General features: G+C 36.2%; 27 protein-coding genes and 1 pseudogene. 4 read left to right on the forward strand and 24 right to left on the reverse strand.

The features are described 5' to 3' along the window. The first annotated feature begins 48 nt into the window (after positions 1–48). Entirely contained in the window at positions 49–1317 is a 1269-nt protein-coding gene (locus MHZ92_RS09965) for an NAD(P)/FAD-dependent oxidoreductase (protein ID WP_239431542.1), read from the forward strand. A 356-nt stretch (positions 1318–1673) separates the two neighbouring features. On the opposite strand, the gene MHZ92_RS09970 is transcribed toward MHZ92_RS09965, so the two are convergent. Further along, on the reverse strand, positions 1674–2144 hold the full coding sequence (locus tag MHZ92_RS09970; protein ID WP_239431543.1) for a VOC family protein: 471 nt from the start codon (positions 2142–2144) through the stop codon (positions 1674–1676). A 199-nt stretch (positions 2145–2343) separates the two neighbouring features. Beyond that, a complete protein-coding gene (locus MHZ92_RS09975) occupies positions 2344–2844 on the reverse strand; it encodes a GNAT family N-acetyltransferase (RefSeq protein WP_239431544.1) in 501 nt (166 codons plus the stop codon). A 603-nt stretch (positions 2845–3447) separates the two neighbouring features. Here MHZ92_RS09975 and xerA point away from each other — a divergent pair. After that, a pseudogene (gene xerA / locus MHZ92_RS09980) lies at positions 3448–4289 on the forward strand (site-specific tyrosine recombinase/integron integrase). A gap of 109 nt (positions 4290–4398) precedes the next feature. On the opposite strand, the gene MHZ92_RS09985 reads toward xerA, so the two are convergent. The 5 genes from MHZ92_RS09985 to MHZ92_RS10005 form a co-directional block, all read right to left on the reverse strand. Then, positions 4399–4875, reverse strand: a complete 477-nt coding sequence (locus tag MHZ92_RS09985) for a GNAT family N-acetyltransferase (RefSeq protein ID WP_239431545.1) — start codon at positions 4873–4875, stop codon at positions 4399–4401. Positions 4876–5250: 375 nt separating this feature from the next. After that, positions 5251–5775 (reverse strand): GNAT family N-acetyltransferase, encoded by a 525-nt coding sequence (locus tag MHZ92_RS09990; protein ID WP_239431546.1) that lies wholly within the window; start codon positions 5773–5775, stop codon positions 5251–5253. 301 nt (positions 5776–6076) lie between these two features. Continuing rightward, a complete protein-coding gene (locus MHZ92_RS09995; protein WP_239431547.1) occupies positions 6077–6577 on the reverse strand; it encodes a hypothetical protein in 501 nt (166 codons plus the stop codon). Positions 6578–6758: 181 nt separating this feature from the next. Beyond that, positions 6759–6914, reverse strand: coding sequence for a hypothetical protein (locus MHZ92_RS10000; RefSeq protein WP_239431548.1), 156 nt, complete (start codon positions 6912–6914; stop codon positions 6759–6761). A gap of 177 nt (positions 6915–7091) precedes the next feature. Next, a complete protein-coding gene (locus tag MHZ92_RS10005; RefSeq protein WP_239431549.1) occupies positions 7092–7397 on the reverse strand; it encodes a hypothetical protein in 306 nt (101 codons plus the stop codon). A 486-nt stretch (positions 7398–7883) separates the two neighbouring features. Between MHZ92_RS10005 and MHZ92_RS10010 the strand changes: the two genes are divergently transcribed. Continuing rightward, positions 7884–8981: a hypothetical protein gene (locus MHZ92_RS10010; protein ID WP_239431550.1), complete on the forward strand. Its 1098-nt coding sequence runs from the start codon at positions 7884–7886 to the stop codon at positions 8979–8981. A 176-nt stretch (positions 8982–9157) separates the two neighbouring features. Here MHZ92_RS10010 and MHZ92_RS10015 read toward each other — a convergent pair whose 3' ends face one another. The 7 genes from MHZ92_RS10015 to MHZ92_RS10045 form a co-directional block, all read right to left on the reverse strand. After that, a complete protein-coding gene (locus MHZ92_RS10015) occupies positions 9158–9799 on the reverse strand; it encodes a DUF6241 domain-containing protein (RefSeq protein ID WP_239431551.1) in 642 nt (213 codons plus the stop codon). Between the two features lie 97 nt (positions 9800–9896). Further along, on the reverse strand, positions 9897–10301 hold the full coding sequence (locus tag MHZ92_RS10020; protein WP_239431552.1) for a hypothetical protein: 405 nt from the start codon (positions 10299–10301) through the stop codon (positions 9897–9899). A 147-nt stretch (positions 10302–10448) separates the two neighbouring features. Continuing rightward, positions 10449–11366, reverse strand: coding sequence for a serine hydrolase domain-containing protein (locus MHZ92_RS10025; RefSeq protein WP_239431553.1), 918 nt, complete (start codon positions 11364–11366; stop codon positions 10449–10451). 155 nt (positions 11367–11521) lie between these two features. Beyond that, positions 11522–12055 (reverse strand): dihydrofolate reductase family protein, encoded by a 534-nt coding sequence (locus MHZ92_RS10030; RefSeq protein WP_239431554.1) that lies wholly within the window; start codon positions 12053–12055, stop codon positions 11522–11524. Positions 12056–12176: 121 nt separating this feature from the next. After that, positions 12177–12926 carry an alpha/beta fold hydrolase gene (locus tag MHZ92_RS10035; protein WP_239431555.1) on the reverse strand — a complete coding sequence of 250 codons (750 nt, stop codon included), beginning with the start codon at positions 12924–12926 and terminating at the stop codon, positions 12177–12179. Between the two features lie 168 nt (positions 12927–13094). Next, positions 13095–13262, reverse strand: a complete 168-nt coding sequence (locus tag MHZ92_RS10040) for a PepSY domain-containing protein (RefSeq protein WP_239431556.1) — start codon at positions 13260–13262, stop codon at positions 13095–13097. 621 nt (positions 13263–13883) lie between these two features. Next, positions 13884–14423 (reverse strand): GNAT family N-acetyltransferase, encoded by a 540-nt coding sequence (locus MHZ92_RS10045; protein ID WP_239431557.1) that lies wholly within the window; start codon positions 14421–14423, stop codon positions 13884–13886. A 131-nt stretch (positions 14424–14554) separates the two neighbouring features. On the opposite strand from MHZ92_RS10045, the gene MHZ92_RS21390 reads away from it, so the two are divergent. Continuing rightward, positions 14555–14683: a hypothetical protein gene (locus MHZ92_RS21390; protein ID WP_255723474.1), complete on the forward strand. Its 129-nt coding sequence runs from the start codon at positions 14555–14557 to the stop codon at positions 14681–14683. Positions 14684–15179: 496 nt separating this feature from the next. Here the strand turns inward: MHZ92_RS21390 and MHZ92_RS10050 are convergent, their stop codons facing one another. The 10 genes from MHZ92_RS10050 to MHZ92_RS10095 form a co-directional block, all read right to left on the reverse strand. Continuing rightward, positions 15180–15719: a hypothetical protein gene (locus MHZ92_RS10050; protein WP_239431558.1), complete on the reverse strand. Its 540-nt coding sequence runs from the start codon at positions 15717–15719 to the stop codon at positions 15180–15182. Positions 15720–15862: 143 nt separating this feature from the next. After that, positions 15863–16138 (reverse strand): hypothetical protein, encoded by a 276-nt coding sequence (locus tag MHZ92_RS10055; protein ID WP_239431559.1) that lies wholly within the window; start codon positions 16136–16138, stop codon positions 15863–15865. Positions 16139–16298: 160 nt separating this feature from the next. After that, positions 16299–16676 (reverse strand): hypothetical protein, encoded by a 378-nt coding sequence (locus tag MHZ92_RS10060; RefSeq protein WP_239431560.1) that lies wholly within the window; start codon positions 16674–16676, stop codon positions 16299–16301. Positions 16677–16912: 236 nt separating this feature from the next. Beyond that, positions 16913–17752, reverse strand: a complete 840-nt coding sequence (locus tag MHZ92_RS10065; RefSeq protein ID WP_239431561.1) for an aminoglycoside adenylyltransferase domain-containing protein — start codon at positions 17750–17752, stop codon at positions 16913–16915. Between the two features lie 292 nt (positions 17753–18044). Beyond that, positions 18045–18299: an NUDIX domain-containing protein gene (locus tag MHZ92_RS10070; protein ID WP_239431562.1), complete on the reverse strand. Its 255-nt coding sequence runs from the start codon at positions 18297–18299 to the stop codon at positions 18045–18047. 155 nt (positions 18300–18454) lie between these two features. Continuing rightward, positions 18455–18742, reverse strand: a complete 288-nt coding sequence (locus MHZ92_RS10075; RefSeq protein WP_239431563.1) for a hypothetical protein — start codon at positions 18740–18742, stop codon at positions 18455–18457. Between the two features lie 211 nt (positions 18743–18953). Beyond that, entirely contained in the window at positions 18954–19646 is a 693-nt protein-coding gene (locus MHZ92_RS10080) for a CPBP family intramembrane glutamic endopeptidase (protein ID WP_239431564.1), read from the reverse strand. A gap of 183 nt (positions 19647–19829) precedes the next feature. Beyond that, positions 19830–20588, reverse strand: coding sequence for an ABC transporter permease (locus MHZ92_RS10085; RefSeq protein ID WP_239431565.1), 759 nt, complete (start codon positions 20586–20588; stop codon positions 19830–19832). Next, positions 20585–21334, reverse strand: coding sequence for an ABC transporter permease (locus tag MHZ92_RS10090; RefSeq protein WP_239431566.1), 750 nt, complete (start codon positions 21332–21334; stop codon positions 20585–20587). Before MHZ92_RS10090 ends, MHZ92_RS10085 begins: the two co-directional genes overlap by 4 nt. After that, on the reverse strand, positions 21331–22044 hold the full coding sequence (locus MHZ92_RS10095) for an ABC transporter ATP-binding protein (RefSeq protein WP_239431567.1): 714 nt from the start codon (positions 22042–22044) through the stop codon (positions 21331–21333). The genes MHZ92_RS10090 and MHZ92_RS10095 overlap by 4 nt, the downstream gene beginning before the upstream one ends. Between the last annotated feature and the right edge of the window lie 50 nt (positions 22045–22094).

Consider the following 22094-nt stretch of genomic DNA (forward strand, 5'->3'; position numbering starts at 1 on the left):
AGGCACTTCATTGTATAATGGAGAAAAACTGAAAGTGTGGTTCCATATATGTATGACGTCATAATCATCGGTGGGGGTCCCTCTGGACTGATGGCCTCAATCGCAGCAGCAGAACATGGAGGTAAAGTTCTCCTTCTGGACAAAGGAAAAAAGCTTGGAAATAAATTATCAATATCGGGTGGCGGCCGGTGTAATGTGACGAACCGATTGCCGCTTGAAGAAATTGTGAAGAACATCCCAGGGAACGGAAGATTTTTATACGGACCATTTTCTGTCTTCAACAATGAGGATATTATCGCATTTTTCGAAGGGCTCGGCGTGCCGTTGAAGGAGGAAGATCACGGCAGGATGTTCCCCGTGTCAAATAAAGCGAAAGACGTCGTCAATGCGCTGCTTTCCGAAATGGAACGATTGCACGTGGAAGTTAGATTGTCGACCCGCGTGAAAAAATTATTGATGGATGACGAACGAATTTTAGGAGTGCGGCTGGAAGATGGCGAAGAAATCCGTTCCAATGCGGTTGTTGTTGCTGTTGGCGGAAAGGCAGTTCCTCAAACAGGTAGTACAGGAGACGGCTATCCATGGGCAGAGAAGGCAGGTCATACGGTGACCCAGCTGTATCCGACAGAAGTTCCGTTATTATCCGATGAACCATTTATCCAATCTAAGGAGCTGCAAGGACTCGCATTGCGGGATGTTGCTGTTTCTGTATTAAATGCGAAAGGAAAGACCCTTATTACCCATCAGATGGACATGCTGTTCACCCACTTTGGATTGAGCGGACCCGCGATATTGCGATGCAGCCAATTTGTCGTGAAGGAGCGAATGAAAAACAGTGGGAAGCCCGTTGACATGCGGATTGATTCCCTCCCTTCAATGAATGAAGAAAAAGCTTTCCAAATGATTCACGCGAAGTTAAAAGAGGATCCAAAGAAAGCGGTAAAGAATAGCTTAAAAGGAATTGCACCGGAACGATGGCTGCTGTTTTTATTTGAAAGAGCCGGAATTGACGAAGGCGATATTGGAGCCGGTCTTTCCAATGAAAAGATCCGAAAGCTTGCAGGCTTACTGAAAGGTTTTCCAATGACCGTGAACGGTACACAGCCGATTGAAAAGGCATTCGTCACGGGCGGCGGTGTTTCAACGAAAGAAATCGAGCCGAAAACGATGGCATCGCGAAAAAAGGATGGGCTTTATTTCTGTGGAGAAATATTGGATATCCATGGTTACACAGGCGGTTATAATATTACATCCGCTCTCGTTACAGGGCGGATTGCAGGAATGAACGCCGGAGCATTTGCGAGAAATGAAGGATAATTAATACAGGCAGATGAAGGAAAGTAACGGGTTCGGTTGATGGGGAAAAAAGTGCAATTAACAACGTAAATAACAGGTTAATCAGCATCTATTTCAACAGTGAAATACTAAATAAAAATAAGTAAAGCGCTCAGAAATCTGAGCGCTTTTTGGCGAAATATTCTACTATCCTTATTAAATTAAAGCACCCGTTAGTTTAAGTACAATGTTTCACAAAGTGTTATTGATTCCCAGTTTTTTAATTACTAAAATACTTAATATTAAAGTTAATCCTGTAAGAATTGTTGGATAAAAGCCGCCTTTGAAAATAGGAGCCTACGTTTGAAATAGGCCCCAGGTTTTTCTAATTAATGTTTTTAAGGCTCCCAGATTTCTAACATATTCCCATCTGGATCGCAAAATTTAAAGTTAGATCCCAAAGACCTATTTTCTGGAATTACGGATACGATGTTTACTCCGTTTTCCTTAAAACGATTGTACATTTCTTGGATACGAGGAGTAATAAAACAAGCTATAGGGTGTCGATCGCTGCTGCCAACCGTAAAACCTAAAATCTCGGCTCCTCCCTTTGCTGTCACAAGGAATATAGCTGGCACCGTTTGCCTTAGACCTGGTCCAGAGAAATTCCCTTTATTATCAGGAAATCTTAAGATCGATACTTGCATCCCCGGCTTAACAGGATTATGGTTTGTAGGTTCACAACCTAAATTTTTTTGATACCATTTAATGGACTCGTAAACGTCTTTAACGGGAATGTAAATACAAGTTACGCCTGTAATGTCTTCTTCCAGTTTCTCCTCTAATTTGATTTCTTTATTAATATTCATTTTCTTATTTCTCCCTTCTCATTTTAATCACCCTCCTGCCTAGTTTTATTCTTTATTAACCTTAATACTCCCTCTTCAACTAAACTGCTCCGTTAGTTGAACAAGAAAAAAGAGCCGTTAAAGCAGGTTAACGATCTTTAAGTAAAGCACCCTTTAGTTGGACAAGAAAAGATTATTGTAATGATAAATACGAAACAGACTATATTTTATAAAATGATAATGTACGCCCAGCATATTCCCTATCGCCAATATACTCAAATCCAAGTTTATCAATTACTTTCTTCGACTTGCTATTATCAGTTCTAACTCGTGCCATTAATTTATCAATCCTAATATAGTTAAATGCATATTTAATCACTTCATTCCCCGCTTCCGTCGCATATCCTTTACCCCAAAACTTTGGGTCAAGCAGATAAATAATTTCTATATCCTCTGTGTCATCAATGTACCTCAAACCACAATGCCCCATAATTTCTTCATTAGTTTTATTTATTACTGCCCAGACACCAAAATTATGTTTAGTCCAATGTTCTATAATTTTATTTAGATATGCCTCTGCCTCTTCGAAAGACATACCTTTTCCTATTCCAAGCCATTCTCCCACTTCATTTTTCTTAACTATTTCATAGTATTCCTTCATATCTCTATTAGAGAATTTTCTCATAATAAGTCGTTTGGTAATAATGTCATTACTACTCATCTAAACAACCCCTTTTATCATACTGACTTTCAGATTCTTCTTGAATTAACCTGTTGCGTTCGTTCAATAAGTAAAAGTTTACACCCTACTTGAAGTAAAGCACCCTTTAGTTTAATACTTCTCCATTTTGAATGTGTAGTGATCTCACCTCGACCACTGAGAGATTACTTCAATTTCATAGTGTTCTAAATCATCTTTAGACAATTTGGATTTTAAATACATTTCAACTTCAGATATCATTTTTATTGAATACATCTATCCATATAATTGAATCAATACCATCCATTTGAGTGCTATTCACATCATAATTATCAAACAATGAGCTTAAAACCCGCTCTGTACTATATGGCTCCTTTTGCACATACCAAAATACTAAAGACATTACTATCAAACTCGCAATAATTAGTGTTGCAAGTTTTCTTTTAACACACATATATTTTTCACCTTCTTTAGTTATTTATCACATCTGGCCCGGTTGTTGTAAACGAGTTAGAGAACACTCTTCAACTCACCCTGCTGCGTTAGTTAAAAAACTCCGTATGACTATACTTCTATTTAGTTGGCAATAATCCCTTTTATATTACTCTCTTAGGGGGAATGAAATTGTTATTGTCAAAAGCATGGTCTTCGTTTGAAGCTGATAAACGGATAGAGGGTTTTTCACCACGAACGTTGAAGGCCTATCAATTACAGTCTACGTTACTAATCGGTTATTTTAAGGATGTAGAGATGGAATTGCTGGATACGAATCAACTGAAGGAATACCTTGCTGTATCGGGCAAGCATTTAAAACCAGCCAGTCTTGCACATCGTATACGCTTTATGAAATCTTTTTTTCGTTGGTCTCATGAAGAAGGCTACCTGAGTAAGAATCCAACTTCCAAGATTAAAGATCTCCCAAAGTCGGTAAGCGGATACCCAAGTATTTAACCGAACGAGAGATAGAACACCTTCGTGAATCCTGTCATACCTCAATAGAAAAAGCGATTTTTGAATTCATGTTTTCTACAGGTTGTCGAATTGGAGAAATAGTTGCGTTAGAAAAGAACAATATTAATTGGACCAACCAATCCGCGATCGTTAGAGGAAAAGGGGATAAGGAAAGGGAAGTTTATTTCAATACACGTTGCGACATATGGCTTAAACGATATCTTGAAAGCCGTAATGACAATAATCCTGCCATCTTTGTGACAGCAAGGCAGCCACATAAAATGAGTGTCGCCCAAATGCGATACATCATTAAACGAATTTCAAATCGTGCCGAAATCAACAAAGAGATTCATCCACACCAACTTAGACATAGCTATGCAACTCATTTATTGAATAATGGAGCTCCTATTGAAGTCATACAAAGTCTTATGGGGCACGAGAAAAGTGAAACCACAAGGATCTACGCCCAATTAAGCGGAAGGCTAAGGAAAGAGTATTATCAGAAGTACTTTTAAATGTAAAGGATCCATGTCTTAAAAGACATGGATCTACTTGACTAAAGCACCCGTTAGTTTAATAAGATAAATAAAAAATTTATAAGAATCATCATGCTATGTATTAAAGTTAGAGCTCTAACACAGTAACTGGTTCATTTTCGCAAATCTCACCGTTATCACGAAAACCAAAACTTTCATAGAGCTTTTTAGCAACAATGTTATTGGAATCATATGCTATCCAACAATATTGAGCATGACCTACTGGGAATGTACGTATGAATTCCAATGTTTTTTCCATTGCCTTCCTACCATAACCTTGATTTTGATACCGTTTATCAATCATAAGACGTAATATACAATAATTATTATTAGCGATTTTCGGAAGCTCGTAACCAGTAATACCATAAACAATCATAACAAACCCTACGATCTGTTCATCGTCATAAATTGCAAAAGGAAGCGGACTACCTCCATTGGTAGCAAGAACATAACACGAAGCAACACTCGAGAGATTGGATGCAACAAAACGGCGTTGGTCATCTGCAACTTCTAATTTGAATACCTCCCTTCGATTTTCTAATGTGATTTTCCGAAGTGAAATCATGTAAATCTCTCCTTCCCAAAAATGTTGAATTGAATACTATACATTTATTACCTATTTCAACACACTTTTGTTAATACCTCTTCTTGCACTAACCTGCTGCGTTAGTTCAATAAGACATTTTTAAGGTCTTGTTAATTCTCCTTCTTTATCAGAAGCTGCAAGGATTACTCTTAGTACCAAAAATAAAGGCATACGAATAATTTTTCTCATTTCTAACTCCTCTTTGTTTGTTCAATAAAAAATGGCTTTACTCCTTCTTGAAGTAAAGCTAACCGTTAGTTAGTTGAACAAGCACTATATAATATTTAATTTTTGCTAAGACAGATAGATTTAACAAAGTCGGTTTTTCTTGATTACATTTCTTTATGAGAGATCCTATCCTACTAGAAATTTTGTTTTTTCTCCATCTAGATTTTTAATCGCCAACATCGAATTATTATCTTGAATGATCCCTGTATCTACGAAACCAAATGAAGCGTATAATTTTTTAGCTATGACATTACTTGTTCGATAAAAGAGGGCTACATATTCTGCTTCTCCATCTGGCGCAGTTTCAATATCCATCAACATTTTTTCAAAAGCAAGTTTGCCATATCCCCTCCCCTGGTAACTCTTTTCAATCATAATATGCCAAATAAAATAGCACTTCTTCCCGTAAAAAACTTCATTTTCAAATGATTCATGATCCAACGTTTCATAAATATACATCAAAAATCCAACCGCAACTTCATCGGCATAAATGGCAAAGGGAGTCGCTGGTATACCTTCTGCGTTCAACATATGAGCGTCTGCAAAGCTTCTGAGGTTAGTAGTTTCTATAAAGTCTTTCTGGCTTTCTTCAACTTCAAATGCTACTACTTTATCTATGTTCTCCCCTGTTATCTTTCGTAGTTCAATCATTTTTTATCTCCTCTCCAAAGACAAGACACATCCACACATGGCCTAAAAATATTCACCAATGCTAACTCTATTTCCCTTGTATTTCTAATCCTTGTTCCGCAAATTTCTCCCCTTCATTGGTTTAAGTTGAATCCATAACCTCTTTAGTCATTCGACTTTGAAAATCAAAATCCTTTTTATTGAGAACGTTCCTTACTCAACTAATCTGCTGCGTTAGTTCAATAAGGAAAAATGCTTTACTCCTTCTTGAAGTAAAGCACCCGTTAGTTAAAGATTTTTTTGTGAAATTACTCTGTTATTGCTATTCTTCAAAGTGATCAGATTTGAAAAAAGGATTAACTCTAATTTCCCTTAAAAAATATTTTATAGATGTATGCTTATTTAAGTATTCTCGTTTAGGTATTAACACTTCTCTTTTCAAACGCTCGTGTAGTTCCTTGTCAATTTCAAAAGTTGAATGAGTATATTTTCCACTATTTTCTTCTTCAATCCGAATTAAAAATGAAATGATATATTCATACATAATAGGAAAATCACTTTCAATTTGCTGGTGATGCTCAATGAATGCCTTAATAAACTCTTCCAAATAAGATTCTCTATCTAAAAATGGAAAACTACAAAGGCTATACCAATTTCCTAAATACACTGTAAATACAGCAATCGCATAGCGACGCGTTTCCTTATCTGAAGCACCAAAATAATCGTAATACGCTTCTTTTTCAAATCTTTGACCTGTGTCAAAATAGCCGATTTCGATTCCCTCGAGTCCTCTTTTCACTTTTTCAATAATTTCATTTGACACGAAGAATCCCCCAATCTCAGACTCATTTTATCCCCTTGATATTGCAACTTCATCTCTTTATTGCACTAAACTGCCTCGTTAGTTCAATAAGAATCACCCCAGCAGCTCAACGATCTTCAAGTAAAGCACCCGTTAGTGAAATAAGAGACGAGCTTCTATTAGTCGGTTTTGTTTAATTTAATTAACGTTTTTGAGCTAAAAAATAGGTGCTCCACCCCATTATAAGCCCTCCACCAACACCAAGAAAACCTCCGATTACAATCCAGTTAATGGATAGATATATACCTAACATCAACATTACTAATCCAATAGAAAACAAAGCTATCCCTTTTTTCATTTCTCCTCCACCTCAATCCTTCAATCCCCTATCCCATTAAACCGCCCCGCTAGTTCAATAAGAAAAAAGGCTCTACTCCTTCTTGAAGTAAAGCACCCTTTAGTGCAATAGTTCCGAGTTTCTAGCTAAACAAAAGTAATAAATCTATTTGATTGTTATTCTGTATGGTGTGCGGGCTTATCTAATAAAAACGTCGTAAAATAATGGTATGCCTACATCCAGGATAAGAAAAGTGATGGCGACAAAAAGGATGGTTCCAGCTATTGGTAGTATCCATTTTCTTTTCTTAACTTGGAACCAGTAATTGATTGCCCACATTACCGTTAGGAGAGTAAGTGTAACCAATGCAACCATGCCAGAGGTCATGTCTTTGTTTGGGCTAATATTAAAGACAGAGAAAAACGCGAGAAAACCGATAGCTCCCAACAGAATTAAATTGACGGTATGCACGACAATATCATAAACAGTATCCTTATTTTTCATTAATTCTCCACCCCGATCATTTATAGTTCACCATCTTAATTTATTTGTGCAAACCTACATAAGCTTGTTCTTATTTTAACATAAATACCCAAATAGTAAGAATATTATTTAGTCAGATGTTGGGTAGGTGTCACCTTACTATTAACAATAAATCAACCTTTTCCTTTAACATAGCCTTTTTTATTTGACTTAATATCCATCCACTTGACACTTCAAAACTCCAAACTCATTTAAACCCTCCAGAATACCTCTAGAATCGTTTCTAACCTCTCCCCTTACTCTCGACTTCACTTTTGTCTCCCTCCTAAATGCATCACAGAGACTCCACAAAGCCATCAACACAATAAATAGACAGCAACCATTCAGCTACTACCAAGGGGGATGCTTTTCAGATATTGGGATTCGATTCTACATATACCAGCTCTCCTTGAATACGCAAGATTACTCTGTTAGAATATTTGTAACATTCGAAAGGAGAATTATAGATTGAAAAAATTTAGCGTTTCAATCGGTTCTATTGTTGTCTGTGGATTACTGTTGTCGGGTTGTGATGGAGAATCAGCTGTAGACCTTAAAGCAATTGAAGCTGAAGCGAAAGCTAATGAAATCACGGATAAATTCGGGAAGAATATAGTGGAACATCCGGAATACACTTCTCTAGATAATTTCATTAATGATTTAGCTAAGAATTGGGAGAAGGATTCTGATTACCGGAGTGTTTACTATGCAGATGAAGCAGAATTAACTATGGCTAAAGCATCAATTGCCTATGTAAACTTCTTCCAACCTGAGATAGAGGAATTAGGGTTGAACGAGGACTTTTACGAGTTGCAGTTGATAGCGAATGATATCCTTCTAAAATTCGATTTAGGGGAAGATTACGCTGAAGAAAGGGCGAAATTCACAAATCAAATAGATCTTATTCAGTTTCTAGTGTCAGGGAAAGAAACCGGTGCATTTTCAAAATATCAGACTGTTAAAGAATATATATGGGACATTGGGCGTAGATGGACAATTGAAGCTAAAACATCGGTAGATAAGTTAGAAGTTGTGAATGACACATTAGTTTACGGTGATTACTTTCAAGATGAAATAGCTGAAATGGGGTTAAAGGAAGACTTCGATAAATTAGTAGCGTTAGGCATAGAATTAATTAATAATGCTGATAAGAATGAAGGTTATGGAGAACTAAAGGACAACTTTAGGAATCAGGTAGTGGGAATCATTACTATAACTGAAGGGCTTGGCGTTGTGAATGTGGACGAAGTATCAAGGTTCGATGATATTCAGTCGTGGACTTCGACAAGTGCAAAGATTCTATCCGAACCAATTGAAATGGATGACGAAAAAGGAAATGAAATCGCATTGAGGACAAGAGAAGTCATTGCTCGCTTCCCGAATCATTTGTTGTCCGATGACTACAAAACCGAAGAAGAAAAGATTCATTCGGGAATGTTCCTTCTCGCAAGTGAAATTCTTCATCGGCAACGCACTGCCAAAAGCGTCAAAGACTATGACGAATTAGAAGCGAAGTTCGAAAAATTAAAGCAGTATGTCGAAGACGTGGCGAACCAATATCAATAATAAAACGCGAAGGCGGCGAATAAAATTCGTCGTCTTTTTATTTGGCTATGTAATAAAAATGCACATAGAAATGAGCTAGGAAATGTATCTCCAAGCTCATTGTTTTTGATGTCCATTTTTACTAAAGCACCCGTTAGCTTAATAAGAATCAAACGCAAGCGCAAATAAAGCAGAATTTAATTCTGCTTTTCTGTCGAACCAAAGACTTCATCTACCTCTTTACCGAATAATTGGAAGATGTAGTGTTTCTCTTGTTCTTCCGAAGCAACGCCTGTCGCTAACCCTTCGGGCATTTTCCCACCTTGAATAAACATTAAAATATTATGGTCATCGTCAACTGTTGAAAAATCACCTTTTTTCCAACGTTTTAATATATCTAGATACATTTCATGACGTACATATTTATCATACTGTGCATTGCGTCCATATTTATCTTTGTTTTCTTCTACCATCTGTATTAAAATGTCGATTCTTTCTGGTGTAATCATAATAGAATCTTCTTTTATTTCAGCGATAATCTTTTGGTGCGCCATCTCTTGAATCACTTCTTCTACTAGATTGCCAACGAAAGGTTCATCGCCACTTTTCCACTCATCAATCCTCTTGGAGAAAGTAGAATTCTCCCAACCCATGCCACTACTCGTATCCACTATCGATACAAATTGTTCTTTTTCATCTTCTTTTGAATCGATATTTAATTCAGGCTCTGCAACTTTAGAAGCTTCATTTTCATAGTTCTTCTCCATAACTAAATATGTGACACCTACACTCACCAACGCTGTTAAAACAACTATGCCTAAAACATGAATCCATTTCATTTCCTTGCCTCCTAAATTGGAAATTATACAATCTGTTTTAAAGTGAATTTAATAAGCTAAACGACTTCGTAAGGTAATTAGCTTATTGAATTCCACCTTACCGTAAAGTCTCAACCTTTTTCGTTTTAGCATTGAATTCTATCGTTTCAGGTTGTTGTTCTTCTCCTAAAAGAGTGATTAGAGCAATATCATTACTTTTCCATTCAATAGAAGCATTCGAAGGATTGAGTCTACCTCCGTCGTTTGATATCAATCGATTAGTATATCTCCACCCACTTCTAATTCGAACCTTTGATGAACCAAAGAAAAATGCTGACCCCTTTTCTACTACTTTGACTTTGTGATTGCCATTAGGAGAAACACTGGAAACAAGCATTGTCTCTTGAAACTTCATATCATATAAAAAAATCCCTGGTCCCAACAGAAGAATGACTGTCAAAATAAGGCATCCCCATTTTTTTTGCTCCTTAGTATCCAATTTTTCACCACTTTCACAAGACATTTCTTTTCCATCTTACTTCGACCCTAATAATCTCATCGCCTTGTTCAACTAACCTGCCTCGTTAGTTGAACAAGAATAAAAAGCCGTCTAGTAGCTCACTGATCTTCAAGTAAAGCCCCAGTCGGTAACTGTTATGTTACTCAATTTCTATGACATCAGGTCTATGGCATAATGGAAGAACTTTTCAGCATTGGGAGTTTGTTTTCCTTTTTTTCGATGCACTAATCTAATTGCAATAAAATTATTAGCTGGACTTACAAATAAATACTTTCCTTCATAACCGCTCATTCCGTAACCGATATATTTAGAACTTTTATCGTGAGCTGTTAGCCAAAGATATCCCCATTTTCTATCAATGTTTTGAGTTGGTTTTGTTGAATCCTGAATCCACTTTTCTGATAATATTCTTTGTTCTTTCCACAATCCATTATTTAAGTAGAGATGTGCGAACTTAGCTAAATCAATTCCCGTTAATGCAAGACCAGCATATGGGTAAGGATTTTGACTTTTATCTCTTAGCCATGACCAATTAGTAATTCCCAGTGGTTTAAATATTCGCCGTGATAAATATTCGTCTAATGATTCCCCACTTAACTTTTCAACAATTCCCGAAATAAGAGCAACTGCTTCGTTATTATACTTAGAAACTTTTCCAGGAATATTTTCTAATTCCATTGAAAGTGCGTATTCAACACAATTATCTGCATTACTCAGTTCGATATCATGACCTAAAGTTTTTATGCCTGATGTATGTGTTAGAATGTGCCAAATGGTTATGTCCTTCTTAGGATCATCATTTAACGAAGGGAAAATTGAACCTATTGGCGTATGTAATGTATCAATGTATCCTTCGTCTAATAATAGTCCAATAGCTGTTCCCGCAAATACCTTTGTTAGTGAATTGAGTTGGATTGGATCTTTGGTGTTTGAATAGTTTTTATAGAATAATCTGCCATCCTTAATAATTATAAACTCGTCTGATCCTTCATTCTGACAATATTCATCAAAAGCCCTTAGCTTTTCTTCATTTACATCCACTTTTCCAGTCTCAAATAATAGATTCATTATTTAAAGCTTCCTCCTTTAATTCTGTCCCCGTTAGAGGATAATATTAAATTATCTTCTTCAACTAAACTGCCCCTTTAGTTGAAGAAGAAAAAAGAGCCGTCTAAGCAGCTCAAGGATCTTCAAGTAAGTACCCGTTAGTTGAATAAGAAATTTTATTTTTTAACGCCATAATGTAATTCCACAAATTGATTGAAGTTCCTAGTTCCTTTCAACGTAAGGTCTAATTGATAATCTCCTTTATTAAATAACGGAATTCCTTTTCCTATTATGACTGGGGCAACTGTTAAAATAATTTCATCAACTAATTTTTCTTTTACAAAATGATGTAACAATTCCCCTCCACCAACAATCCAAATGTCTCTTCTTTCTTGATTTTTCAATTTATTAGTAATACTAACTATGTCATCATTAATAAATTTGACATCTTCGGTATCTTCAATTGAAGATCTTGTAAATACATAGCACTCTTTATTTTTATATGGAAATTCCCTTGTTTCGTGTCTAATTATCCAATCATAAGTTTTTTTACCTATTAAAACTGTATCTACGGTCTCATAAAACTCTGAATATCCGTTATCTCCTTCACCTTCAACATTAAATAGCCATTCTAAAGATTCGTCTTCTGTAGCAATATACCCGTCTAAACTCACAGCAATATACAATACCAAATTTCGTTTTTTACTCATAGTATCCTCCTTATAGACACAAGTGGAATGCACGTTCTTATATACAGCAATACTTTTCTACTCTTCAACTAAACTGCGTTAGTTGAATAAGAAAAAGTCACTAAAACGTTCCAAAACATCATCAACTGTCATATCTGGAAGTTAATTTAACAAAAGTTTTAATAAAAGCTCTGAGAACTTCACCTAGTTCATTCTTTTTACTAAGCCAAATATAGTGTTCAGCCCCTTTAATTTCGATATATCTAGAATTACTAATAAGACTGGAAATCTGCCTAATTGACCAAGAAGGACGAATATCATTTTCTGCATAAATAAACAATGAGGGTATTTGAAGTTGTGAGATATCCTTTAGTAACAGTGGTTTTTTAATGAATGCTCTCCAAGAATTAATCAGTGAACGATGAACCATCACATTAGCCTCATACTCAAAATCTGGTTTCAATTCACCAATTTCTTCTTTTTTTCGATTATAGACGTCCTTCCAGTCCCTATCATTTTGTACTCCAGTTCCCGATATAGATACATATCCTAAAATAGACTGAGGAAATAACAATGAGTAAGCTAAACCTAAATCAGCTCCCCAAGAGTGACCAATTACCACCCACTTTTTAAACCCGTACTCTTTACGAATTCTTTCCATATCTTCAAGACAAGATTCTAAATCATACCCGTTTCCATCGTAATCGGAACGACCACAACCTTTAGGATCAAACATTATAACCTCACAAATATCAGCAATAAGAAAAGACAATGGTTCTAAATAATTACTAGATCCAGGTCCGCCACTTATTAAAATGACTGGAAGACTGCCATTTCCTCTTTTTTCAGTCCATATCCTTCCATTATCAACTGTAATGTATTTTTCAACCACCAATATCACCCTTTGTTATCTGCTTTAAGAACTTTACTTAGTTAAACAAACCCTTTCTTCATCAAAACTGCTTCTTTAGTTCAATAAGAAAAAATGCTTTCACCCCTTCTTGAAGTAAAGCACCCGTTAGTTGAATAAGGACCTAGATTTTCTAATTTATATAATCTCTTAACTTAATGGACCGTAAATTTCAATGAATTTCCCGCTGTAAGCATCTATAACTACAGTAGGTTCTTTTCCATTATATATAACCGTGATTTCCCATTTATATCTATTGAAAAAACGACCTTCACGTTCAATTAAGTTAGCGATGATATTTTCTGGAGTAACTTTCAATCCTACATCTAGATTTGCTTTTTCCCAACCTTCCGGTGGATTTTTAAGGATTTCTTCAGCTCTTTTTTACTGCTTCATACGTTGTTAGAATGGGTTTTTCATAAAAAAATGTAAAAGTTACCACTGACATTAGTGATATTAGTAAGGCACATATCAAGATATTCTTTTTCATGAAATAGCTCTCTCCTTCTTAGTCGTAGAACTTCCCTAACACAACATCCCTTTGGACTTCAATATCACCAGAAGATACTATCTGTCCCCCACCAGCTTATCATTCTTTTATTCCCCCTTCTCATGAAGCTTTTATTTTAACTAAATCCCCTGATTTCTGAACACAAGTTAAATAACACTCTTAACTAACCTGCCTCGTTAGTTCAATAAAAAATGGGCTTTACTCCTTCTTGAAGTAAAGCACCCGTTAGTTGAAGAAGAAAGAGGCGCTTATTCAACAATCGCACCCGATTGCTGAAGATTGTTATTGAAGTAAACTGCTCTACATTACGGTTCGCGGAAGCGTGCACTTTTTTGCACGGCTAATGTTGTGCTTTCTTTTTGCATTTTTGTTATTGACTTCGCATAGTTGGTCTTATACTGTACGATGCACTATTCAAATTGTTAGCTTTATAATCCGAGTCTGGCACCTACTTCTGCATACTCTATATCTTTTCTTTCCGCATTCCAATTACCCCCTGTTTGTCCGTCCCATATCGCTCCTGTTTCAACGAAACCGACAGACGCAAACAACTTCCGGACGGCTTCGTTTACCATCCAATATGATGTAGCAACTGCATCGGCTTTTCCTTGTGGAAACGACTTTATATAATCAATAACTTTCATCATTGCTTGTTTGCCAAATCCTTTGCCTTGATGCTTTTTATCAATCATAAAGCGATTAAGTCCATAAGTAGATTTATCTCCATATTTTTCACATAAAAATGCACTTTCCGCCAGTTCGTAAAATCCAATATCGACATATCCTATGACTTCATCATTGTTGCATATAGCGAAGATCATAGGAGGTTTTTCGTCGTTGAGTATCTTTACATAGGCTTTAGCTAAACAATATATGCTGGAATCCACATTTCCTTTCTGCTCGTCTGTTATGCTTAACTTCAACACTGCCTCAAAATTATCGTGGGTAATTTTTCTTAATTCAATCATTTTTCTTCCCTACTTCCGAAAATATAAATTCGCTGCATCTGCCCGTAACGCCGTTCCCGTCCCCAAGGGCAAGGGCGAAGCGCAGCGCCGACAGGCGGCGCGTCCTGTCCGGCTGCTGCCCGCCCGATGCCATGCGGAACGCTAGGCGATGGGGCGGCTGCCGGACAGCGTTCCACGCACACGCAACATTCGATTCTGCAAGTGCAGAAATGGAACGATTGGAAAAAAGAAAGCAACAAGAACAGCAGCTCGCTGCTTGATATAAAATGTATCTTGCTTGGTAGTACAAAACGAATTTACTACTTTTTTACTACCTTTCAAGACAAAAATATAAAAATTTCTAAGAGCATTTAAGAACATCTCCCATAACACAAAATGCCGAAGTGCCTGCATAGGCAGGCTTTAACGTCATTTAAGGAATTATAAAAAGATATTAAAAAACTAACTTGAGATTGCTATAACAATAATAGAAAAAATGACTTGATAAACAAAAAACTTTAAGAGGCTCACACATTTCAACTCCAATAATCAAATCTTGTTTATTCTATTATTCGCCCTTTGTTATTCAAGTATCCTGACCCGTTAGCAGAAAGGTTGCCGCCTAATTTAACAATTGCACTCGTTTTATTTCTCGCCTGTTAGTATTCAACGAAATGGCCCGATTGTTGAACACAAGTTAAACATCGATCTTCAACTAAACTGCTCCGTTAGTTGAACAACAAGAGAGAGCAGTCAAGCAGCCTGTAAAGCACCCGTTCAATGCCAACCTGTCTTTTCTGTTCCGTCCATATAATTGACTTTTACTTCCGGATCATAATTAACAGGGGTCTCTGAAAAGCTATACCATATTCGTCCCTTACTTGTTGCTATGATTGTTGCTTTGGTGAAATCTTGGTCTTTATATTTTATCTCAAGCGTCTCAATCAAAGGGTCGTTAATTACCCCGAAAGTCAGGGATATTAATTCATTATCCTTCGACTTTTTCCTTGTTGGCTTTAAGTTACTAAACATTCGGGTCAGCATTCTATCCTCTTCATTGAATTGCTTACTTCCTGATCCAAACACCCACCTAAAACCAAGAAGGGTCTTTTCGATTGATGCTACTGATAAAACATCACCATGGCTGCCATAAAACATAATGATGTGATCATTAAAGTCAATAGTGTGGAAAACTTCATCAATTTGAACATTCGATTCTCTTATAGCTTCATCTAAATCCCTATAATTCACTTTATAGTAAGCGAAAATAATGAGGATTATAAATGACAAAAAGAACATAACCAATTTCACTTTCATATACCATCCCCCCTCGTATATGTAGTAAAAGCTTTAATAGCAATGTTTCATCTTATTTAACTAACCTGCCCAGTTAGTTCAATAAGAATTAATCCCCCAGCAGCTCAACGATCTTCAAGTAAAGCACCCGTTAGTTACAATATTTATCGCAGAATCGCTGGCGGTATTCCACCTTCTGTTGTGAAATAAGCAAAAAGTGTAAATGCCAAAATAATACTCGCAATAGCTATAACAATAAATGATAGAACGGGTTTGAATTGCTGTTTTAACGATTTAATACCAATGAATAAGCTTACTAAACTTATGATAAAACAAATGATTGCACCGAATACATTGTTCATTCTTGGCAAAAAAGCTCCGAAGAATAAAATAAAGAATAATACTTGTAGACTTATTCCAACCCTCAATGTATTTTTCATCTAAATCATCCCCTCTACACCCTTTATTCAAAATATGCTTTTGCATTAACCTGCCCCGTTAGTTCAATAAGAACAATGATCCGTCCGTCATAGTATTCCAATGCTCTTCAAATACAGCAAACTTTTATTCAGGAAATAAGAAAGTCATCCTCAGCTCTATCTATTCCTTTAGGAGTAATACGGGTTCTTGCTCACTATATCTTGAGTATGTCCATGCTCCGATGGTCATGCTCGAACAAGATTCGTCCTGACAGTAGAAGATATAGGTCTGCCTGTCTGTCCGCACCGACACTCCATAATGAAACGGATAACGCCCCCCCTTGTTTCGGTCTACACTTGGAGCAATGGCACGAACTTTCTCCGTCTCCACGAGCTGCTGATACTCTTTACTTTCCACGACGAGCTGCACCATCTCGCTTAAAATAACCTGGTCCTTTTCATTTGGCGTGTACATTCCTACCCAATAATCTTTTCCGAAATGGTACACGTTTAAGAGAACACTTACTACTAATAGAAACAATAGCAGCCCCTTTTTCATAGCAATTATCGGCCCTTCCTCTTTACCTATTGCCCAATACTAGCAAGCTGAAAAAAGTGATAAGTTTAAATATTTAATTTCGACAGAGTTAACATTTTCTAATTCTTGTTGAACTAAACTGCTGCTTTAGTTAAAGATGAAAAAGGCTTTACTCCTTTTTAAGTAAAGCACCCGTTAGTTTAAGTGAATTCCTTCACAAACTTATTGATAAAATTAAAAATAGCTGTTTTAAACCCCTATATTTTGGATATTTTTTTCTCTATTATACTATTACAATGTGTGATCAAAAATTTTGAGAATCTTAGAGTTTTATCAATTCGCTCCATATCTGAACTGAAAATATTTACCTTTATACCTTTACGTATATTCATTGCTTCCTCTATGATACTGTGCCATTCCACTGGAATTTGCGTTAATCCATATTCACCAGCGTCCAACTTAGAAACAATATCGTACTCTTTTAGTGTAAAGAACTGACGTAGTAATCCAAGAACGTTCCATTCTATTTCAAAATCAATTTTGTCCGTAGGCATCGTAACTAAGTCAGTAATTGAATTCTCCGCAGTTTTAATCCTATTAGCCCAATATGTATTCATATTTCTAAGTACATAAGAAGATAATTGTTGTGGTTGAATATCAAACTCAAAGTCTTTGGGGTCTGGTCCTATAATGTTGATTCCATTATTTTTTAACACCCACCAAGTTACAGGGTTAAAATTAAAGTAATCACCGTAACATAGTTTTTCATTGTTATAAAATTGATATTTACAGTTAAAATCACTGCTATTAGTATAGAGTTTTCCCATATCGCTCCAATTGATATAAACTCCGTCCAATTCTGGTTTTTTGTATTTTTTTGCAATCGTTGAATGAATATAAGATAAAGCACTCGAATCTTTCTCGGCTAAAGGACGGTTTGTTATAGTGATAAAGTCAATATCACTTGAATCTTCAACATACGCATTCAGTGCAATAGAACCATGTATATATAACCCTTCTATTGTTTCAGGCAAATGTTCATTAAATAAGGTAATATACTCATTTATTACTGAATCGACTATACGTGGAATTGCCATTAATATCCCCCTAATTGTTTGGTTTTTATTTCTATATTTTAAGACAATATTTTTTAGAAACAACTTTATATTAATTTTCAATACGCAAATATTCGGGAGGTTTTCTCAATACAAAATGTTTTTCAATAGACATAAGGACTTCATCGTTTCCAGGTAATGAAACCGTGCCAATCGCCTCTTTAAACGATAACCATTTATATTCGCTGTGTTCGTAATTTAACGTTACTTCTTGTTGTTCATCAACATATCCAACAAATACAGGTGCAACATATATATAATTTTCTTTTGGCGATTATATTTGGTCAAATTTATTAGTTGTGTATAATAAAACCTTTGTAATACCAGTTTCTTCTTTGATCTCTCTTAAAGCAGATTCCCAAGCCTTTTCGCCTTCCTTGATGCCTCCACCAATATAACACCAAACATTATTTAAAACAGAGGTAGCCCTTTTTAATAATAATACTTTATAGTCATTTTCTATCTTTCTTAATAGAACAATTGCAACACCTGTACACATAATTGGAATTTCACAATAGTTTCCACTCATACATTTCACCTCAAAGTGTCTTTTTGATTAAACTGAATCTTATTGAACAAATCTGCCCCTTTAGTTCAATAACTTCAACAAAAAATGGCATTAATCCTTCTTGGATCAACGCCCTCCGTTAGTTATAGATAATACTTACACAATAATTGCATAGGTCATAATTTCTTACGTTTTCGTTCTAAAAATATAGGTGCTATATTTAGCAAGATAGAAACAATTGTCAAAAACCAAAATGCCCTTGCCATACCAGGTAGTACATCCGATAAAGCCGCCCAATCTTCCACTTTTACCCACCGAGTTAGATAACTGTAATCTGCACAAATTGTTAATGCTGTAAATGATAATGCCATCGCCATAGCAAGTTTATAATCCTTTCCTGCTGCATACAAAGAAAGATTTATAACAGTTACTACTATTGCAATAACCCCTAATATTAACCACATAACTATACCCCCATTCATTTTTGCTTATGTCGTGCAATAATACTAGTGCGTTGTCTCAATTTTCGCATCCTTTTTTATTAGACATTAATACGTTAAATCTATAGTAAATGCTCCTCCTTTTGTGATTTCTTATTAAACAAACCTGCCGCGTTAGTTCAATAAGAACTTTGATCCGTCTTAGTAACCCAATGTTCTTCTAGTAAAGCACCCGTTAGTAGAAGATTGACACTACCAAATTATACAAAGAATGAATAATAATTACTGACCAAAGAGAATTACTTTTCTTATATACAATCCCAAATATAATACTCAATACAAAAACTGTTGCTATACTACTTAGAATAAAAGGGAATTCAAACAAACCTTTATAAATCCAAATAGGAAAATGAATTGATACAAAGAGTAAAGCGGTAATTGTATTTGCTATCCAGAATCTAAAAGAATCCATAAGTTTTCTTAATAAGAAACCTCTAAAGACAATTTCCTCAGTAATACCAACCAATAGAATAGTATTAAGCCATTTGTTAAATCCTATTTGGAGATCGATATTATTTTTTAAAACGGTAAGATTTATTACAAAATAGAATATCAGAGCTAAGGATCCCCAACCTGCCCACTTTAGACCTTTTCTAAAGCTATGACGTAACTGTAAATAGGAAAACGGTTTGTTTTTTTCCATAATTTTAACTAACAAAATAACAGGAATGATCCAAATAACTATTTTAATAGTGGCTGATGTTATAGCTCTTGGAACGGGGTCTATCAAATCTAAATATTGAACCAACCATAATTCTCTGATACACCATAGTGCATAAAATAATAAGAAATATACCCAAATATAACTTTTAGTAAATTTAAATTCTATCAGAAACTCCCCCTCTTCATCTTCAATATTCCTGCCCATTAGTTTTAGTGTATTACTTCACAATTCCAATAGAGTAATGTTATGAGACACAGATTTATTCCATAAAAAGTTAGGTCCTTATTAAATCCGTTCTATTAGTTATATATCAGATATATTTATCTTTCATTAAGTAAAGCACCCACTAGTCATTTCCTTATTTTTTCTAAATGATGAAACCGAAACTTAGGCATCTCGTTTACGGTAGAATACAATAGCTACTGTAATAAAGATCAGTGTCCATACCATTAAAACACCTGTCCCTTGCATTGGTGTAAGGACATTTATTTCATCAGAGGAAGGTGGCATATACATATAATATCCTGCCGTATCCGGAAAATAATTTTTAATACTTGATAAAAAATCTCTCAATAATGGACTGACAATGAAATAATGACCAAGCAGTATCACTAAAGCAGGAGTGGTTCGTCTGAGTAGAGCACCTATAGCTGCACTGAGAAGGGTGGTTAATGTTAGATAGCCGGTTGCACCTGCTAAAGGTTTTATCACAGCGTCTATTTCAATCACTAATGCTGTGTCTCTCATCATAATAAAAGCAGATAGTACACCTGATGCAGCAATAATAAACGCCATAGGAATGGTTACAATTGCCAAAGCCAAATACTTCGTGGATAATTGAAACCCTCGCCAAGGGATCGTAGTTAAAGTAGTTCGAATCTGTCCACCCGTATACTCTGAACAAGTAGCTAAGATACCAAGAATAATGAACCCTGCTTGAAGATATACCATAGAAGCAAGTCCTATTTTCAATATACTTTGCGTTCCTGCTGCCCCTTGTAGACCAGCAGAAGTAAAAGCTACGGCTAAAACTAAATTTAGAATGAATGTACCCAGAAGAGTGAGCCATATCAATGGTAATGTAACTAATTTTTCCAATTCAGCACCAAGGATTAGTGTTATCTTTCTACTAGAAGAGACACTCATGATGTAACGTCCCTCCTATGAAATACAATGGCTGCGACAATGAAAAGAACAGCTACCCAAGCAAACATGATTAAACCACCTGTGAATGGGGTGTGAAATCTGTCGCTCGTAAACATAAACATATCAAGGCCAGCCTTATCTGGTAAGTAAAACGCTAATTTTGTAACCTTAGAAAGGAGGTAAGAGACTGTCACAACAGATGAATTTATCATGAGCACAGCAAGCGGGATAATGCCATTCTTAGTTAGAACCGTAATCCCAAATGCTAAAAGAGCAGTAAATATCCAGTAACAAACCGCGCCGATCAGTCTAGATGATTCAAATGCAGGGGCGTATTCACCAAGAATAAGATTTGTTGCTGACACAGTTGTTAGAATAGCAACAATACAAAGCTGAAAGCTGATCACTGTCACAGCACTTGCTTTTGCCAGCAAAAAGTGGAAACGGGATGAAACAACGGTTAAACTCGTTGTAATCTGATTCCCTCCACCAGATTCACTGCTCTCTGTCAAATACTCACTGCTGACAGCAAGCACACCAAGAATAATGACACCTTGCACACCAAGAGCTAAACCAATATAGCCAACTTCTGATAGCCGTGTGCTAACTCCAGCTATTATCCCCTCCTTTTGTGCTGTACTGTCTAAGGTAGCTATTACCGCTGGAGCAAATGCTCCAATAAGAAAGGCAAGCCAAATACCCGGCAGTGAGAATAATTTAGATAGTTCCGCGTTAAACGCTCTCATGCAGTATTACCTGAATTTTCAGACATAAGAGCGAAGAAGGCTTCCTCCAGCGTGGAATGATTACCTATTACTTCTTCCAATGTTCCATCTGCAACGATTTTTCCATGATTAATAATCACCACATCATCAACAGTCTCTTCAAGCTCTCCCATTAGATGACTGGATAGTAACACCGTGTTTCCAGATTCGGCACGTTCACGTAAAAATGTCCGAATCCAACGAATTCCTTCTGGGTCGAGCCCGTTTACAGGTTCATCCAAAACCAATATTTTCGGATCACCAAGTAGTGCAGCTGCCATTCCAAGTCTTCTCCCCATGCCCAGAGAATAATTTCCAATCCTTTTACCAGCTACATCTGTAAGACCTACTATTTCCAGAACTTCCTCGACACGTGAGCGAGATAATCCTGAGGCAAGAGCAATCCAACGCAAATGTGCACGTCCCGTTCGCATACGGTGAGCTCCAAATCCATCAAGTGCGGCACCTACCGTTGCTAGAGGATTATGTAATTCTGCGAATGGCTTTCCATTAATTAGTGCACTCCCTGAGGTGGCACGATCTAATCCAAGCAGGATGCGAAGTGTAGAACTTTTACCCGCCCCATTCGGACCTAAAAAACCAGTTACTCTACCTGGTCTAGCTTTAAAACTGATACCTGATAAGATTTCTTGAGTTCCACGACGTTTGACTAAGTTATTAATCGTAAGCAACCATAACACTCCCTTTCTGTTATGGTTCTAATTATAAAAAAGCAAAGTTA

The organism is Sporosarcina sp. ACRSL, from assembly GCF_022346605.1.
Taxonomy (GTDB): Bacteria; Bacillota; Bacilli; order Bacillales_A; family Planococcaceae; genus Sporosarcina.

Excerpts from the sequence above, each read along its gene's own strand:
- MHZ92_RS09965 (WP_239431542.1), top strand. The coding sequence starts at position 49 with ATGTATGACGTCATAATCATCGGTGGGGGTCCCTCTGGACTGATGGCC.
- MHZ92_RS09970 (WP_239431543.1), bottom strand. The coding sequence starts at position 2,144 with ATGAATATTAATAAAGAAATCAAATTAGAGGAGAAACTGGAAGAAGAC.
- MHZ92_RS09975 (WP_239431544.1), bottom strand. The coding sequence starts at position 2,844 with ATGAGTAGTAATGACATTATTACCAAACGACTTATTATGAGAAAATTC.
- MHZ92_RS09985 (WP_239431545.1), bottom strand. The coding sequence starts at position 4,875 with ATGATTTCACTTCGGAAAATCACATTAGAAAATCGAAGGGAGGTATTC.
- MHZ92_RS09990 (WP_239431546.1), bottom strand. The coding sequence starts at position 5,775 with ATGATTGAACTACGAAAGATAACAGGGGAGAACATAGATAAAGTAGTA.
- MHZ92_RS10000 (WP_239431548.1), bottom strand. The coding sequence starts at position 6,914 with ATGAAAAAAGGGATAGCTTTGTTTTCTATTGGATTAGTAATGTTGATG.
- MHZ92_RS10005 (WP_239431549.1), bottom strand. The coding sequence starts at position 7,397 with ATGAAAAATAAGGATACTGTTTATGATATTGTCGTGCATACCGTCAAT.
- MHZ92_RS10015 (WP_239431551.1), bottom strand. The coding sequence starts at position 9,799 with ATGAAATGGATTCATGTTTTAGGCATAGTTGTTTTAACAGCGTTGGTG.
- MHZ92_RS10020 (WP_239431552.1), bottom strand. The coding sequence starts at position 10,301 with ATGTCTTGTGAAAGTGGTGAAAAATTGGATACTAAGGAGCAAAAAAAA.
- MHZ92_RS10025 (WP_239431553.1), bottom strand. The coding sequence starts at position 11,366 with ATGAATCTATTATTTGAGACTGGAAAAGTGGATGTAAATGAAGAAAAG.
- MHZ92_RS10030 (WP_239431554.1), bottom strand. The coding sequence starts at position 12,055 with ATGAGTAAAAAACGAAATTTGGTATTGTATATTGCTGTGAGTTTAGAC.
- MHZ92_RS10045 (WP_239431557.1), bottom strand. The coding sequence starts at position 14,423 with ATGATTGAATTAAGAAAAATTACCCACGATAATTTTGAGGCAGTGTTG.
- MHZ92_RS21390 (WP_255723474.1), top strand. The coding sequence starts at position 14,555 with ATGCGGAACGCTAGGCGATGGGGCGGCTGCCGGACAGCGTTCCACGCA.
- MHZ92_RS10050 (WP_239431558.1), bottom strand. The coding sequence starts at position 15,719 with ATGAAAGTGAAATTGGTTATGTTCTTTTTGTCATTTATAATCCTCATT.
- MHZ92_RS10055 (WP_239431559.1), bottom strand. The coding sequence starts at position 16,138 with ATGAAAAATACATTGAGGGTTGGAATAAGTCTACAAGTATTATTCTTT.
- MHZ92_RS10060 (WP_239431560.1), bottom strand. The coding sequence starts at position 16,676 with ATGAAAAAGGGGCTGCTATTGTTTCTATTAGTAGTAAGTGTTCTCTTA.
- MHZ92_RS10065 (WP_239431561.1), bottom strand. The coding sequence starts at position 17,752 with ATGGCAATTCCACGTATAGTCGATTCAGTAATAAATGAGTATATTACC.
- MHZ92_RS10070 (WP_239431562.1), bottom strand. The coding sequence starts at position 18,299 with ATGAGTGGAAACTATTGTGAAATTCCAATTATGTGTACAGGTGTTGCA.
- MHZ92_RS10075 (WP_239431563.1), bottom strand. The coding sequence starts at position 18,742 with ATGTGGTTAATATTAGGGGTTATTGCAATAGTAGTAACTGTTATAAAT.
- MHZ92_RS10080 (WP_239431564.1), bottom strand. The coding sequence starts at position 19,646 with ATGGGCAGGAATATTGAAGATGAAGAGGGGGAGTTTCTGATAGAATTT.
- MHZ92_RS10085 (WP_239431565.1), bottom strand. The coding sequence starts at position 20,588 with ATGAGTGTCTCTTCTAGTAGAAAGATAACACTAATCCTTGGTGCTGAA.
- MHZ92_RS10090 (WP_239431566.1), bottom strand. The coding sequence starts at position 21,334 with ATGAGAGCGTTTAACGCGGAACTATCTAAATTATTCTCACTGCCGGGT.